This window comes from uncultured Gimesia sp., from assembly GCF_963976445.1.
GTDB lineage: Bacteria > Planctomycetota > Planctomycetia > Planctomycetales > Planctomycetaceae > Gimesia.
Genome location: NZ_CAXBKP010000038.1, coordinates 1 through 15,459, shown reverse-complemented (window position 1 = coordinate 15,459; position 15,459 = coordinate 1). Strand labels below are relative to the sequence as shown.

At 46.2% G+C, this 15,459-nt stretch carries 6 protein-coding genes and 2 pseudogenes; 3 read left to right on the top strand and 5 right to left on the bottom strand.

The features are described 5' to 3' along the window. Positions 1-9 precede the first annotated feature (9 nt). Positions 10-4,701, top strand: a complete 4,692-nt coding sequence (locus AAC022_RS25535) for a glycosyltransferase (RefSeq protein WP_339735842.1) — start codon at positions 10-12, stop codon at positions 4,699-4,701. 107 nt (positions 4,702-4,808) lie between these two features. Next, complete coding sequence (locus AAC022_RS25530; protein ID WP_339735840.1) at positions 4,809-5,075, top strand: transposase; 267 nt, start codon at positions 4,809-4,811, stop codon at positions 5,073-5,075. A gap of 717 nt (positions 5,076-5,792) precedes the next feature. Here AAC022_RS25530 and AAC022_RS25525 read toward each other — a convergent pair. Next, positions 5,793-6,877 (bottom strand): annotated as a pseudogene (locus tag AAC022_RS25525) (IS3 family transposase); the annotation flags it as partial. 74 nt (positions 6,878-6,951) lie between these two features. Here AAC022_RS25525 and AAC022_RS25520 point away from each other — a divergent pair. Then, positions 6,952-7,179 (top strand): annotated as a pseudogene (locus AAC022_RS25520) (transposase); the annotation flags it as partial. Between the two features lie 78 nt (positions 7,180-7,257). Here the strand turns inward: AAC022_RS25520 and ltrA are convergent. The 4 genes from ltrA to AAC022_RS25500 all read right to left on the bottom strand — a co-directional run bounded on the left by ltrA (position 7,258) and on the right by AAC022_RS25500 (position 14,219). Continuing rightward, positions 7,258-8,655 (bottom strand): group II intron reverse transcriptase/maturase, encoded by a 1,398-nt coding sequence (gene ltrA, locus AAC022_RS25515; RefSeq protein WP_339735838.1) that lies wholly within the window; start codon positions 8,653-8,655, stop codon positions 7,258-7,260. Between the two features lie 553 nt (positions 8,656-9,208). Beyond that, positions 9,209-11,941 carry a class I SAM-dependent methyltransferase gene (locus AAC022_RS25510; RefSeq protein ID WP_339735836.1) on the bottom strand — a complete coding sequence of 911 codons (2,733 nt, stop codon included), beginning with the start codon at positions 11,939-11,941 and terminating at the stop codon, positions 9,209-9,211. A 56-nt stretch (positions 11,942-11,997) separates the two neighbouring features. Beyond that, positions 11,998-13,143, bottom strand: coding sequence for a methyltransferase (locus AAC022_RS25505; RefSeq protein WP_339735834.1), 1,146 nt, complete (start codon positions 13,141-13,143; stop codon positions 11,998-12,000). Positions 13,144-13,190: 47 nt separating this feature from the next. Then, positions 13,191-14,219, bottom strand: a complete 1,029-nt coding sequence (locus AAC022_RS25500) for a glycosyltransferase (RefSeq protein ID WP_339735832.1) — start codon at positions 14,217-14,219, stop codon at positions 13,191-13,193. Positions 14,220-15,459 lie beyond the last annotated feature (1,240 nt).

Sequence of the window (15,459 nt, the reverse complement as noted above, 5' to 3'; positions counted from 1 at the left end):
AGGAACACCGTGAATATTAAGCGTATCGCTCTCATTTTTGACAATCAGGCACGTCCCGAAACCACTGGTTTTTACTGTCGTCGTGCATTAGGATATTTAGCGGAAGTGGAACACTTTCTACCAGAAGAAGTTCCGGAAATCCCCGCTGATCTGTTTGATCTGTTTCTCAATATTGATGACGGCTTTCGATATCATTTACCTGAACATCTCAGACCAGCTGCCTGCTGGGTGATCGACACACACATGGATTTCCCCTGGTGTCTGGAAAAAGCGTCTCGCTACGATTTTGTATTTGCTGCACAGCAAGATGGGGTCAGAAAATTCCAAAACGAAGGTATTTCATCCGCACAGTGGTTGCCCTTAGCCTGTGATCCGAAAATCCACCGTCCCTATCAGTTGGAAAAACGATTTGATTTTTCCTTCGTAGGAAACCTGATCGGCCAGGAGCGATGTGACTTACTTAACACTCTCGTTCCAAAATATCCGGACCACTTTATCGGTCAGAAGTATTTCGAAGAGATGGCCCATATCTATTCTGCCTCACGCCTGATCTTTAACCGCAGTGTTAAAAATGACATCAACATGCGTGTGTTCGAAGCATTAGGTTGTGGCAGTCTGTTGCTCACCAATGACCTGACTAATAACGGACAGTCTGAACTGTTTTTAGAGGGACAGCACCTCGCCACCTATACTTGTCCTGAAGAGCTGATCGACAAAGTAGACTACTACCTGAAACATGAACCAGAACGGGAAAAACTTGCCCGGCAGGGACACGAGTTGGCGTTTTCTCAGCACACGTATCAGCATCGTATGCAGACATTACTAACTTCAATTGAAGAGCGGCAATCAAAAACCAGCGTTTCAATGAACGTGCTAGCTTCCTCTCCGGTGAATTCTTTGTCAGTAGAATCTTTTCACACAAATTACCATATTCCTCTGCCGGAGAAATCTGTTTCAGCTTGTTTGCTTTCCTGGAAACGTCCTGACAATATCGGTCAAATCATTTCCCATCTGCGGCAGTATCCGTTCATCGATGACATCTTGATCTGGAACAACAATTCGGAAATACATCTGGAAATCGAAATGGAGGGTGTACGCGTCATTCAAGCAGATCAGAATCTGGTCACTTATGGACGGTTTTTATGCGCTCAACAGGCTCAGCATCCAATTATTTTCACGCAGGACGATGATTGCATTATCCACAACATTCCTGAATTGTATGAAGCTTTTCTGGCCTCTCCCGATCGGATTACCCACGGACTCAAGCATTCCCACTTGTTTGCAAATGCAGAGAACGGTTTTGGGAAGGCACAGATGTCCCTAGTGGGCTGGGGAGCTTTTTTTCAAAAAGATTGGGTAAATGCATTCGATGCGTACAAAGAGAAATACGGTGTCGATGAACTCCTGGTCCGAGAAGCGGATCGTATTTTTTCGTTATTGCTGAATCGTCGTCACCAATCATTGTTAGCGGAAGTCACCGATCTGGATGGTGCTAGTGGAGAAGAAGCGCTTTCGGTTCGTGAGGATCACATGGTCCTGAGCGAGAAAGCCGTGAAACGGGCGCTCTCGCTATTGGGAAGTAGTCTCAATAACCAGACCATAGAACCAGAAAATGGAGATACAACTATTCCTACACTTTCTCATAACTCATCCAAACAGGACCGTCCTTATTTCGAATTTCCTCGTCCGGAAGTCGTGGCCTTAATTCCTTCGACAGCACAAACAATACTGGATCTGGGATGCGGGACGGGACGGCTAGGCGAATCGGTCAAACTGCGTCAATCATCGCAGGTCACGGGAGTTGAATTAGATCCGCTGGCAGCACAGGACGCCCGTAAACGTTTGGACCGAGTCGTTCAACACGATATCGAAATGCTCTCCCATGAATTTTCTGAAGCAGAATTTGATTGTGTGGTTTGTGCGGACGTACTCGAGCATTTGAAATCTCCGGAACAGATCTTAAGGCAGATCGCCAATTGGTTGACTTCAGAAGGAACAATTGTCGCCAGCATCCCCAATGTCAGAAATCAGAGTGTGCTCGCCGGGTTGATTGAAGGAAACTGGACTTACGAACGCGCAGGCCTGTTGGATCAGACTCATTACCGTTTTTTCACGCGGCGTGAAATCGAAAAGCTGTTCTTCCGCGCCGGTTACCAGATCGACCAACTCCAGATTGTACCAGGACCGGGTTACCAGCAATGGCAAGAACAGGGATACCCGGGCAAAGTTCAAATCGGCAGTCTGCACATTGATGGCCTCCCTCCTGAGGAAGTCGAAGAATTCTACGCCTATCAGTATTTGATTACCGCTACCAAGCGATCGCAACTTGATTATGGCCTGACTTCGATCATCATCGTCACACACAATCAATTGCCCTACACGCAACAGTGCATCGACAGTTTAAGAATGCGAACCGATGAGCCGTATGAACTCATTCTGGTCGACAATGGGTCCACCGATGGTACCCCCGATTACTTCAACTCACTTGCTGACCCCCAGGTCATCTTAAACTCTGACAATCAAGGTTTCCCAGCAGCCGTGAATCAAGGTATCGCAGCCGCCTCAGGAGAAAATATTCTGCTGCTGAATAATGACACACTGATGACCACGGGCTGGTTACACCGTTTGTTAGTGCGACTGTATTCTAATAAAGAAATTGGTATCGTGGGTCCCATGTCCAATAACATCAGCGGACCTCAGCAGATACCGGTAACTTATACGGATTTAGCCAGTCTGGATGGTTTCGCCTGGGACTGGGGAAAACGACATGATCAGCAATCGCTGGATGAGTCCAGGCTGGTCGGCTTTTGTATGCTCTTTAAACGAGAGCTGATTGACAAAATTGGGACACTCGATGAACGCTTCGGCATCGGATGCTTTGAAGACGATGACTATTGTCGCAGAGCCAATGCAGCCGGGTACCGTACCGTGATTGCCGCCGACTCGTTCGTACATCACTTCGGCAGCCGCTCTTTTATCGGATCAGATGCTGACTTTACGGGGATCATGCAACAAAATGAGCAGAAGTATCACGAGAAATGGCAAACTCCTGTCGAACAAAAAGAACCACCTCAAGTCACATTGGAAACTGACAAACCCAAATATCCACATACGCTCTCACTCTGCATGATTGTCCGCGACAATGAAGATACAATCGGCCCCTGCCTGGAAAGCATTCGTCCCTGGGTGGATGAAATCATCATTGTTGACACCGGCTCGAAAGACCGCACGCCAGACATCTGCCGCGAGTACGGTGCCCGCATGTTGGTATTCCCCTGGTGCGATGATTTCTCAGCTGCACGCAATGAGTCTGTCAAACATGCTCAAGGAAAATGGATTTTTTGGATGGACTCCGATGATACAATCACGGAAGAATGCGGCCGAAAACTAAAAGAGCTGGCGGCACAAGATCATCCCGACCACCTGCTCGGGTTTATTATGCAGGTTCACTGCCCCGGTCCAGAAGATGACGTCAGCATGACAGCCGTGGATCATGTGAAGCTATTTCGTAATCTTCCCGACTTACAGTTCGAGCATCGAATTCATGAGCAGATTATTCCCGCTATCCGCAGACGGGGAGGCGAAGTCACCTGGGCCGATATCTACGTAGTACATTCGGGGTCTGATCATAGTGCTGAAGGACGAAAACGAAAGTTAGAACGTGATTATCGGCTCCTCGAACTGGATAATGCCGAACGTCCCAATCATCCCTTTGTCCTGTTCAACTTAGGAATGACATACGCAGACGATAAGAACTATCCGAATGCGATCAAATATTTGAAACAGTGTTTGGAGGTCTCTCATCCCAGTGAATCTCAAGTCCGCAAAGCCTATGCAATCTTAGTCAACGCCCTTTCTCAAAACGAGCAACACCAGGATGCCTGGAACTACTGCTGTCAGGGGCTGACACACTTCCCCGGCGACAAGGAACTTTTGTTTCGGCAAGCGATGTTACACCACCACTTTGGCCGGTTAATAGATGCCGAGAAAACATACCACCGCGTGCTTCAAGAGCAGACAGATCGCCACTTTACAAGTATCGATGTCGGTCTGTGTGGTTATAAGACCCGGCATAACCTCGCCGTTGTTTATGATGAAATGGGAAAGTACGAACAAGCGGAAGAGCAATGGCGTCTCATCATCGAAGAAATTCCGACCTATACCACCGCTTGGAAGTGCCTGGGGGAAACTCTACTCAAGGCAAATAAGTTAGATCAGGTCGAACAACTGGCAATGACAATGCGTGGTCAGGTCGAACCCCGTATCGATGGTTTTATTCTCTCTGCCAGGCTCTTAGAGCGACAAGGTCATCCGGATCGAGCCATTGAATTACTGGAAAACAAACTTGAACAGAAACCACAAGAACTGGATCTGTTGAGAGAACTTTGTCGACTACACTTTGAGCAATCTACGCCAGAAGACTCTCTGATTGTTTTGCAATGTTTAGTAGAACAAGATCCTCAAGATGCTTCGGCTTTTCATAATCTGGGAACTACCTATCTACAGCTAAGTCAATTTGAAGAAGCAGTAACTAATTACAGGAAATCACTTGAAATAAGACCAAATTCTGCGGGAACCTGGAATCTCCTCGGCCATGCTTATCAGAACCTAGGTGACTCCTCTAACGCTAGAAATGCTTGGCAGGCGGCATTACGGATTAACCCCAATCATGTGGAATCAGCACGGTTACTAAATTCGTAGTAGACTGCCAGAGGAATACCTTGGACGTCTGACCTTCCCCCCGTTTCTTGATCCATGCGGAATGTGAGAAATTTTGTTATTCTTTCATTTTAAAAAGGACCAGATCTATGAAACGAAAACGCTACACAGAGGAACAAATCGCTTTTGCACTACGGCAAGCTGAGTCAGGAACCGCTGTCGTTGAGGTGACGCGCAAGATGGGTATCTCCGAACAAACGTTCTACCGCTGGAAAAAGAAGTTTGCCGGGATGGGAGTCGCTGAAGTACGCCGCCTGAAGCAACTCGAAGAAGAAAATAAAAAGCTGAAACAACTTGTAGCTGATCTCAGCCTGGATAAAAAAATGTTGCAGGATGTCGTCCAGGGAAAAGTATGAGGTCCGATCGTCGTCGAGTAGTGGTGAAACGGTTGCAAGTCAGTTATGCCGAAAGTGAACGTCATGTTTGTAAAGCCTTGAACTTTCCGCGAGCCAGCCACCGTTACCAAAGTGTTCGAGACGAGCGGGCCAAATTACGAATCCGGTTACGTGATCTTGCCAGTACCCGTGTGGATTTCGGTTATCGGCGGTTACATATTTTCTTGTTGCGTGAAGGATGGAAAGTAAATCATAAGCTGGTTTACCGACTTTATATCGAAGAAGGCCTACAAATGCGTCGAAAACGTCCACAGCGGAATCGAAGTTGTCAGGTCCGAGTCACGCGGCCGAAAGCCAGCTGTACTAATGAGAGTTGGAGTATGGACTTCATGTCCGACCAACTGTTTGACGGGAAGCGATTCCGGCTGTTAACGTTAGTCGATAACTTTAGTCGTGAGAGTCTGGCCATTCGGGTCGGTACCCGGATGACGGGAGATGATGTCGTAGCAGCTCTGGAGCGAGTCAAAGAGGTTCGGGGCTGTCCTCAATCGATTCGCGTGGATAACGGTCCGGAGTTCATTTCGAAGAGCCTGTGGAATGCCCCCAAAAGTTGGTCCAGTGTTATGAGAGTTCGGGTTAGGTTAGTAAATCAGCAGTGTGACGCTGGAGTGGAGGGAGAGAGGGAGCCGGAGGCGGAATCTCTCCCGGAACGGAAGCGGCACACTGCGACGCAAATTTGGCGGGTGTCTGACCGTCTAAAGAACTGTGTGGACGACGTTGGTTGTACATACTTCGCCACTCGTCAATCACGGTCATCGCTTCAAAAATCGTTGTGAATTCTTCGCACGCTAAACATTCATCGCGAAACCGACTGTGAAAGCTCTCAACGAATCCATTCTCCCAGGGACTGCCAGGCTCGATGTACGACGTCCCCACATCGATTCTCTCCAGGAACTTCCGCAAGGACTTTGAGATAAACTCCGGGCCGTTATCGCAACGTATAAATGCCGGAACACCGCGAATGGCGATCAAGTCAACCAACGCCGCAATGACATCATCACTGGTCATCTTGCGGCTCACGCTCAAAGCAATGCACTCACGAGTATACTCGTCAATGATCGATAATATCTTGATGGCGCGACCATTGGTTGTACGATCAAAGATGAAATCCATTGACCAGACCTGGTTCATTCGTTCTGACTTTCGACGAAGAATGCCGCCACTGGAATCACCCAAACGCTTGCGTTTCTGCTTCTTTCTGGGCACTTTCAAGCCTTCCTGTCGCCAAAGTCTGTAAACTCTTTTAAAATTGATCTGCCAGCCTTCACCTCGAAGTAAACGAGTGATCTGGCGATAGCCAAATCGTGGGAACTCTCTAACCAACTCCAGAATTCGAGAGATCAATCGAGATTCCTCTTCCTTGACCGTGGGAACGTACCGCTGTGTACTCCGAGGCTGGTCAAGCAATTCACACGCCCGACGCTCCGATATCGAACACGTTTGTTGAACGTGCGCGACGGCTTTACGTCGTCGAGTCGGGCTTAGTAGTTTCCCTCAATGGCCTCTTTGAGAATGCGCTTGTCGAGCTCCGATTCCGCCAACATCTCTTTGAGGCGGCGGTTCTCAATTTCCAGTTCTTTCAACCTCTTAGCCTCGTCGGATTTCATGCCGCCATACTGTTTCTTCCAACGCAGCCACGTCGATTCTTTGACTTCCAGTTTCTGCAAGACTTCTGGCAAAGTTTTACGTGCTGCCAACATCGCTTCTCCTTCCTGCAACAGTTTCACAATCTGCTCAGGCTTACGTCTTCGTCGATTCGTCATCAGAGTCTCCTTACGACCATCATCGGTCTACTTACTCTCATAACAAATGGAGCAGAAAATGGGGAGCATGCCACCTGGACTGGTGGGCTTACTTCAACAAGGTAACTCTGGATTTCAGTCGGCTTGGAAAACCGACGGATAATGCGTATATTGAATCGTTCAATGGGCGAGTTCGCCAGGAGTTTTTAAACCAACATTGGTTTTTAAGTTTGGCAGACGCTCAAGAACAAATTGACCAGTGGCGGTTGGACTACAACGAAAACCGCCCACATAGCTCACTGGGAAATCTGACCCCGGTGGAGTTATCGGGTAGGAGGGGGAATTTCTTCCCCCGTCCTCCCACACCACCGTGCGTACGGTTCCGTACACGGCGGTTCCCTTTAACGCTGCAGCTCTTGTACTTTATCGATGAGGCACACGAGACCAAGTTGACTCAGTACACGCGTTGGGACCGCCTGGTTCATGTGGCTCGCGCCAGCATTCCACCAGGGACCTCGGCCATTCGTCGCGCTGATCCACGCCCGTTGGGGCGTGAGACCACGGCGAATCAGTTGCTTCTCCCGAGTTTTAACCCGTTTCCACTGCCGCCACAGGATGACACGCAGTTTACGACGCAGCCATTGATCGAGATTCGCAAAGATTCCCCGCACTTCTGATTTCCGGTAGTACGCCACCCAACCCGTCAGTACCGGGCGCAGTTCGCTGATCGTACGACGCAGGCTGCGTCCCCGACCGGAGCGGAACAGTTCCCGCAGGCGCTCTTTGAATCGTTTCACCGATTCGCGGGCCACCTTAAATCGAGGTTGGAAGTGGTGCGTGAACGAGTATCCCAGGAACTTGCGGTTCCAGGGACGCCCTACCGCGCTCTTCGTCCGGTTCACCACCAGACGAAGTCGGCGAGTCAGGAAACCTGTGATCGAAGCCAGTACCCGTTCCCCTGCGCGGCGACTACGAACATAAATGTTGCAGTCGTCAGCGTAGCGGACAAAGCGATGTCCCCGTCGTTCCAATTCCCGATCGAACTCGTCGAGCAGGATATTGGATAACAGCGGCGAGAGCGGTCCCCCTTGCGGGGTTCCTTCGCTGCGTGGGCTGACGACGCCCCCTTCCATGATCCCTGCCTGTAAATAGGCTCGAATCAGTTTCAGGATGCGTCGATCCTTGATCCGTTGTGCCAGACGTCCCATCAGTACATCATGGTTCACGCGGTCAAAGAACTTTTCCAGATCTAGGTCGACAACCCAACGTTGGCCGGCTGCAATGTGCGCTTTGGCTCGATCCAGCGCCTGATGGGCGCTACGACCCGGACGGAAGCCGAAGCTGCTTTCCGAGAACGTGGGATCATATAGCCGCGTCAGCACCTGCAGCAGTGCCTGTTGGATCAGTCGGTCCATGGCCGTTGGTATGCCCAGCATCCGCATCCCTTTCCCTCCCGGTTTGGGGATTTCCACCTTCCGAACGGGATCAGGACGATAAGTTCCGCTGAGCAGTTCCTCCCGAATCGCTTCCCAGCGCTGGCAACAGCGATCCCACAGTTGATCAACAGTCACACCGTCGACGCCGGGGGCTCCCTGATTACGAACCACACGCCGGTAAGCAGTCAACATGTTTTCTCGACTGAGTACCTCCTCTAAAGTAAAGAACGCTGGTAGTCTGATGGGATCAGTCCTTGCCGAGTCCGTTTGACGCGCAGACGACTTACCCTGGGCGGTTCCGCCGCCTGCTCTCGGTCGTTGCTCAGGCATCTCAGCCTTCGGTCTGCGTCTGTTATCGGACATCGAAATTTCTGCATCAAACAGGTTAAAAGGTTCGGCCCTTCACGCCACTCAATACAGCGCTACTATGGCCTCGGCTGACTTCTGGAACGGCATCGCGACTCCTTGCAGAGGCACTAGCCAGACGGCACCGTTTCAGATCTCTCAGGGTAAGACGCGTGACTTTCCTCCCATATACCCGCCACATATACGCCGATTCGATCCAGATGACATCGGGCTTCGAGTCTTACAGCCCTCTCGCCCATCCAACCGGCGCCTCATATGTGATTCGTGTTCCTCGGGCCAGGAGTTTGCCTGCTGCTTCCTTCAGATCCCACCTCGCGGTGAACACCCTTGCAGTTCGGCTAAGAGTTCCTGTCATCAAGGCCTCCATCGGGACTTACACCCGACAAGTCACTTCCCGGATCGCTTTCGCTTACCGGTTGACAGCGTCAGGTCGTGACGCTGCGCGTCATGCCTGACGCACTGCGAAAAAATCATCCTCGGCGCGCCGAGGATGATTTACATTGGATTTCTAACATTCCAACTGGCTCAAGGTTGGGGGCAAGGTCAACACTTAGATATGATTACCGTATTCAATGAGCTGTGGTCTACTCTTCATTGCGCGAACAATTGCAGGATCGACCATAAATTTGTTTCCATTCCAATTTGTCCAAAAGGGAAATTCATTTCCGTCTGGTAACTGATTGTGAAAGTTTCCCCGATCTGCTGCCCAAATATCGCTTATATACTTATCTTTAATTTGATGCCCGCTAGGATTTGTTAATTTAGTCATTGCATAAGAAAATACAATTTCATCAGAAATATTCTCTACACCTAATGCATTTCTCAAAAAATTATATCCTTCCCAACAAGTATCATAAATTTTCCCCCACTCTTCACGCATAATCACAAAGAATCCACTATTCAAATTGTATATACTTTTCCCATCCATTTCCTTCTCTGCCCAGATACTAATCATATTTTGCAGCGAGACACCTCGCCATCGCAAACGACTGGTTTTATCGCTTGAGAAAGCTTCATCGTTGATTTTAGCTTCCACGGAGAAGTGGAGCGGATCAGCTAACCGCAACATAGTACGAACAGATTCTTCTGTTGGCTTACGAATAAAATAATTATCCGCATCTAAAAAGACATAGTAATCATAGTCATAATCTTTAAGAGTTTTCAGGACCTCTAACTTGAGCATATCCCCTGATCGGTAAAATTCGTGGGTCTCACTTCCAGGAACCTTAACGCCATGGTCGGTCCAAATATGAAAATCTTCTTCTACACCAACAGATCTGGCAGATTTGACTAGACTGCGGAGCATCGCATATTGATGATCATTTCCAAATCCTATTGACCAATAACAAAAACTGGGCGTATGAGGAACATCCTGCTTAAAAATTAACCAACTTGAATAATTCTCAGGAGTAGTTGCAAAATAACGAAGACGATTATTTCGGACAAATTCGTCCACCGCTTGAATTACACCGTACGTTACATGCTTTGAGTCTCTAACGACATAATCGTGCCCAGCGAGAATACCACCAACTCGCACCTTTGGGTACCAGTCTTTAAGATCTCGCTTAACAGCTTCATAGCTATGGTCAGCATCAATATAAACATAGTCGAAGTAACCGTCCGGGAACTGACTGGAAACTTCGTAGGAATAACCTCGAATAATTTTCCCACGAGTTCCATACTTCGCAAACTTTTTGCGAACATCTGCTTCCAACTGATTCTGTTTTGCTTGAGAATATCCGACATCATTTTGGCTAGAGACATCTCCAGAATTCCAAGAGTCGATTCCAATAAACTCACTCGGTTTACTTCCTTGAACAATTTGACTTAGATTACTACCTGTACGAACACCAATTTCGCAGACATGGTGATTCAGACCAACACGGTATAACATCTCAGGAATTTTGTCACGATGTTCCAATTTTTTGATTTGATCGAAAATAGCTTCTACAGTGTTATGCTCTTGCCAACAAGGAATCCCAAGCCCTCGGCGAATGATCTGACTGATAACCATTGAACTTCGAAGTACAGTATTTTTAGGCAGTTGCTTAAACCACACAGGGAACATTGCATTGTAAAGATAAGCCAGCAGTGTGTCACAGCGAATATCACAATCTGCTGCACTCAATTCATCGAGTCTGCGATGATCAAAGAATGACCTAAATCGACTTGGATGGATTGGAATACCAATTCTAAAGTCGTACTGATAATAGGAATATTTTTTTGTCAGCGGCCATAAAATATTATAACCTAATTCGGTCCACTTAAATTTTAAATTGTTATGCCGAGATTGGATTAGCGCGTCCATGGATTTAATATATTTTTCAAGAAGAAGTGAACCTGCTTTTCCACCAAAGAATCCATTGGAGGGTCGATTTCCAGAACGCCCACATCCGATAAAATCCGAACCGGACTCTTGAAGACGTTCCATGACTGGTGCGAGATCTTTCAAGACAACTATATCATTGTCTAACCATAGTCCTCCATAACGGTGGACGAGAACTGCTCTCAAATAGTCAGCTTTATGTGCAAGGCATTTTATATCATGCCACTCAGGAAGGATGTCTGGAACATATTCTTGAATATTTTCTGGAGTAACGCGAACAATTTCAAAATCGTCCGCACAGTGATGATGCCAGGTTTCTTCGCATAGATCGAGGTATTCTGGGCGAGTATGATTTTTCATCGTCTCCCAATATGTCCAGATTGTATGTGTTCGAGTACGTTTTTTTTGCAGGTTAACATGTAGAAGTGTGGTACCTCTATATTCAGCCAAAGAGTCAAATTCGTAACCTGAAAATGATTCAATAATAGATTTGTGAAAATGAATAATCTTACTATTATTTATTTCTGGAGTTGCCTGGTTATAGCCTGATACAAGAATCGTTTTTGATGCAAACCGCTTAAGACGTTCGACAAATCGGTGGTAATCAATCGGATCATCAAGATGAATTAGAACATCGAGGCAAACAACCAGGTCAAAAGAGCGATTGAAGTCTGATACAAAAAAATCCTCACAAGAGACATTAAGCTGACCCGACTGTGCTTTTAGTTGGTCAATTGCAAATTGCGAAGAGTCGATGCCGACATATTCAATATCAGTAAGATCCACGTGCTTGATAACATACTGATCTCCGCAACCAACATCTAAAATGGATTTCGGCTGATTACTTGCGATTGCATGCTTAATCGCGGCGATTTTTTTCTCTGCACACACACCTCGGGACCCATGCCCACTATACATTCCTCGCGATTGGTAGATTTCGTCCCAGTTGAGAATCATTCAAAAACCCTATAAATAGTGGTAAATAATACATTTATTCAGAAATCAATGATTGCTCATCCAACAAATCGCTTCAACAGGTAGCGCAATTGTTTGTCGTATGAGTCCAACGAAAGTGACGATCGCCGAGTTTGTACTCGGATGAGATCATCCAGGGTGTGCTCCACTGGGAACAAGGATTCCAAGTCAATTACTTTCAAGCGTCCATCCGTGAAAAGAAAAGAATCCGGAGTCAAATCCAGCATGAATAGATTATTCTCTGCAAGGTAATCATAGAACTGAGAGAGTTCGTCGGCTGAAAAGCAACCATTTTCTTGCACATATTCCAGTTCTATCCATTGAAAACCATTCTCCGTACCGCTATCAAGCAATTGAGGAAAGAAACGAACACCTTCCAGTTTTCTGTACATTTCTCTTTCATGAGACAGATCTGTTTGGATCCACGTGTGAGTATTACCGGTATTGATTTCTCGCTTAACCACAGTCGTCTTCTGGTCACGTTTTATTCGAAACACGCCTCGTGAGCCAACCAGATTTCTTTCTTTTATGCTCCGGTAATCGCTCCCATTGCAACGATTAGAGCCATACCATGTTTTTCGTGTGCGATGACCGCTGCCATAGCGATCGTTTGTTTCGGCGATTTCTTCGAGTTGCCAGTAAAATGCAAACAAAAGATTAAAACCGTATCCTGCTCCGTCCATTTCAATATATGCATGAGGATATGCCTCCGCCATTGTCTTCAGCGTCTGAACTTTCTGTTTGCCTAAGTGGTGTAAAACAGAAAAACACAGGGCGATGTCATAGTCGTAAAAATTGTGCAGGCTTTCTACTGATAACCCATCATGAAAAAATTGAGGTTTATTCGGAAAGCTGTTAGTCCTGGCCAAAAAACGGCATAATTCGACGTTATCCCGGTCGCTATCAACTCCAGTCACTTGATGGCCGAGCTTCGCTAGCTCAAAGCAAAAAAAACCAAGGTTGCATCCCCAGTCAATAATCTTCAAGGGTTTATCACCAAACACCGACTGCAGATGTGCTGAAATTGCTTCACTTCGATCAAAGCACTTCCTTCCACAGTTAGATAGAGTCTCTTCATAACCAGGTAAATTGATTGGTTGATAGTTAAACCAGGTATAGGGACGCCCTCGCTTCGCCTCCTCGTGATAGCGACGCAGAATTCCCTCTTGAGTCCAATTACTCATTTTTCTCCTCAATGATAGATTATATAGAAATTAATGTAAAAATGATTTTAATTATTTCTTCTCAATGTCTCCCATTGCTCAAACACGTATGCCCACGAGTCCATAGCAGGTTGCAGCCCCCATTTTTTTTGAAGTTTATTTAGTGCGGCTAATCGCATTTGATTTCGCTCTTCAAGTTCAAATGCACAACGAGATGCCTTGTAGACGAATTCACGTTCGTCATTACAAAGCCAGCCTGTCACACCATCTTCCACTTCCAGTTTCCAACCACCTCGATTGTCAACAATCAAAATTGATCCAGAAGCCATTGCTTCAAATCCAACACGGGGCAGATTTTCGAATGTATCGGTCGACATGATGATTGCTTCGCATTGTGCATAAAAGGCACGCTGACTTATCGATCCAGGTGGGAGAATACTGATGTACGACTCCGGACATCGACCGATTTTCTTTTCAACCTTTGGTCCCCAGCCAAGAATCAAGCCTTCTTTAGCTACTGGAGATGTCATTGATTCGTAGATCCAAAGTTGTCTGTAATTAAACTTATCCCCATCATCACGAGAGATTCTTCCAAAACGAAACTTGTCCTGCAATCGGTTATCGATATATGGAAAATCTTCAGCGTGAAAGTATGGTACGAAGTAAAGCGGACGGTAAGCCCCAAGGCCTTTTAGTTTCGGACTAACCTTTTCAAAAGAATGTTGTGTCTGATAGAGATGAAAATCGATAAGGCCTTTAGACTGGGCTTCGACTTCTTTATCAAAATTCCAGGACATACAATTGACAAACGTAGTCGAACGTGCATAACGCTTGATCAATTCAATGTGCTTGAGAAACTGACCATTACAGAACGAGATACAGTGCATTCCATCAAGAGAGGGCCAGTCGTTAGCCTGATGGTAAACGCACCCCCGTTTTTCCATCTGCATTGCCTTCAGATTATCATCAAGAGGTCCAGTCGGGCAAATGTGAACTTCAACTCCCATTGCCTGCCAGCAATAAATTTGATGGTCGAGTTCTGTATCTGCACCACCAACTCTGCTGGGATGCCCAATTATACAAAGTACATCAATCATAAATCATACTTCTAACTAAAAGTGGATTACACAAAGGAAGAGAAATTAATCCAGTTTATTTACTCCAAAATATTCTTAACTCTAAAAAATCATTTTCGGAAAGAAACAACATTTAAGCTGGTAGAGAAGATCAGCCAGCATCATTCTGATTTACTGTTATTCAAAGCATTTAAGATCCAGTGGATGATTTTCATTTTAACGACTTATTTTCAGTAAGGATTCATCTTCAAACACTCACAGAATGTACCGAAAGTCTTCAACAGAAAAAGTGCATTTTGTTTACACAAACGGTTCTGGGATGGCTGAATTCAGTTGCTCAACACATAAGTATTGAGGCTACTCAAGTCTATACATTTACACCCACCCGTTTCTAAGTCGACTTACTGACTTTTTGATATTTCTTTGTCCATACTGCCAAGACTACGCATTGCACAAAAATATACGAAATTGCATGATAATTTGTAATAGATAATCAGTGAAATAACTCATTTTGTACTTCCGATTAGTATTGATTAGTTGATGACAGACCAATAACATCACACTTCTGTACATATAAACCATGGGTATACTGCAACCATATTATTACTCGGCCGGCAAGAAATACTTTAAGTCATCCTAATAATGAAAAGACAATTGTCTACTACAATGGGTTAGAATCATATGAGCGAAAATCCTGCAGACTACAAATGGCAATTAGCCATAGCTGATCAAGTCCGTATTTGGATGAACGGTGCTAAGAACGCCCTTTCGAAGTTTAATGGTGAATACCAGCTAGCTTTACGTGAACGCGGCCTGAAAAGCTGTGTCTGGGAGTCACCTTTCATTCCCAAGCAACAACTCTATAGAGCAATTTTTGTAGCTAACCAAACAAAGAATGGAACGTTTGAGGTCTGGTTTAAACTTGCGGGGGATATTCAAGGTCCTGAATGGACTGCATTCAACATTTGTGATTTATCAAATTCCATTTTATTAAAATTGAATTCAAATTTGCCTGCAGATAAAGTAATTGCAAATGGTTGGCCAGAATATATTCGAGTGTCGTTTTCTGAATCAGATTCAACTCAAAACTCTTTTTATATTGCACCAGAGTTGAGCATGGGAGCCATGGCTATGCTCTCCAGCTTGGGGACTTATGGCTCTTCAGGTAGTCCTTCATCGTCAAGTCCTTCATCGTCGAGCCCTTCGTCGTCGAGCCCTTCGTCGTCGAGCCCTTCGTCGTCGAGCCCTTCGTCGTCGAGCC

Bases quoted from the DNA above. Each gene is read 5' to 3' on its own strand.
- AAC022_RS25530 (WP_339735840.1), top strand. From the start codon at position 4,809: ATGAAACGAAAACGCTACACAGAGGAACAAATCGCTTTTGCACTACGG.
- ltrA (WP_339735838.1), bottom strand. From the start codon at position 8,655: ATGTCCGATAACAGACGCAGACCGAAGGCTGAGATGCCTGAGCAACGA.
- AAC022_RS25510 (WP_339735836.1), bottom strand. From the start codon at position 11,941: ATGATTCTCAACTGGGACGAAATCTACCAATCGCGAGGAATGTATAGT.
- AAC022_RS25505 (WP_339735834.1), bottom strand. From the start codon at position 13,143: ATGAGTAATTGGACTCAAGAGGGAATTCTGCGTCGCTATCACGAGGAG.
- AAC022_RS25500 (WP_339735832.1), bottom strand. From the start codon at position 14,219: ATGATTGATGTACTTTGTATAATTGGGCATCCCAGCAGAGTTGGTGGT.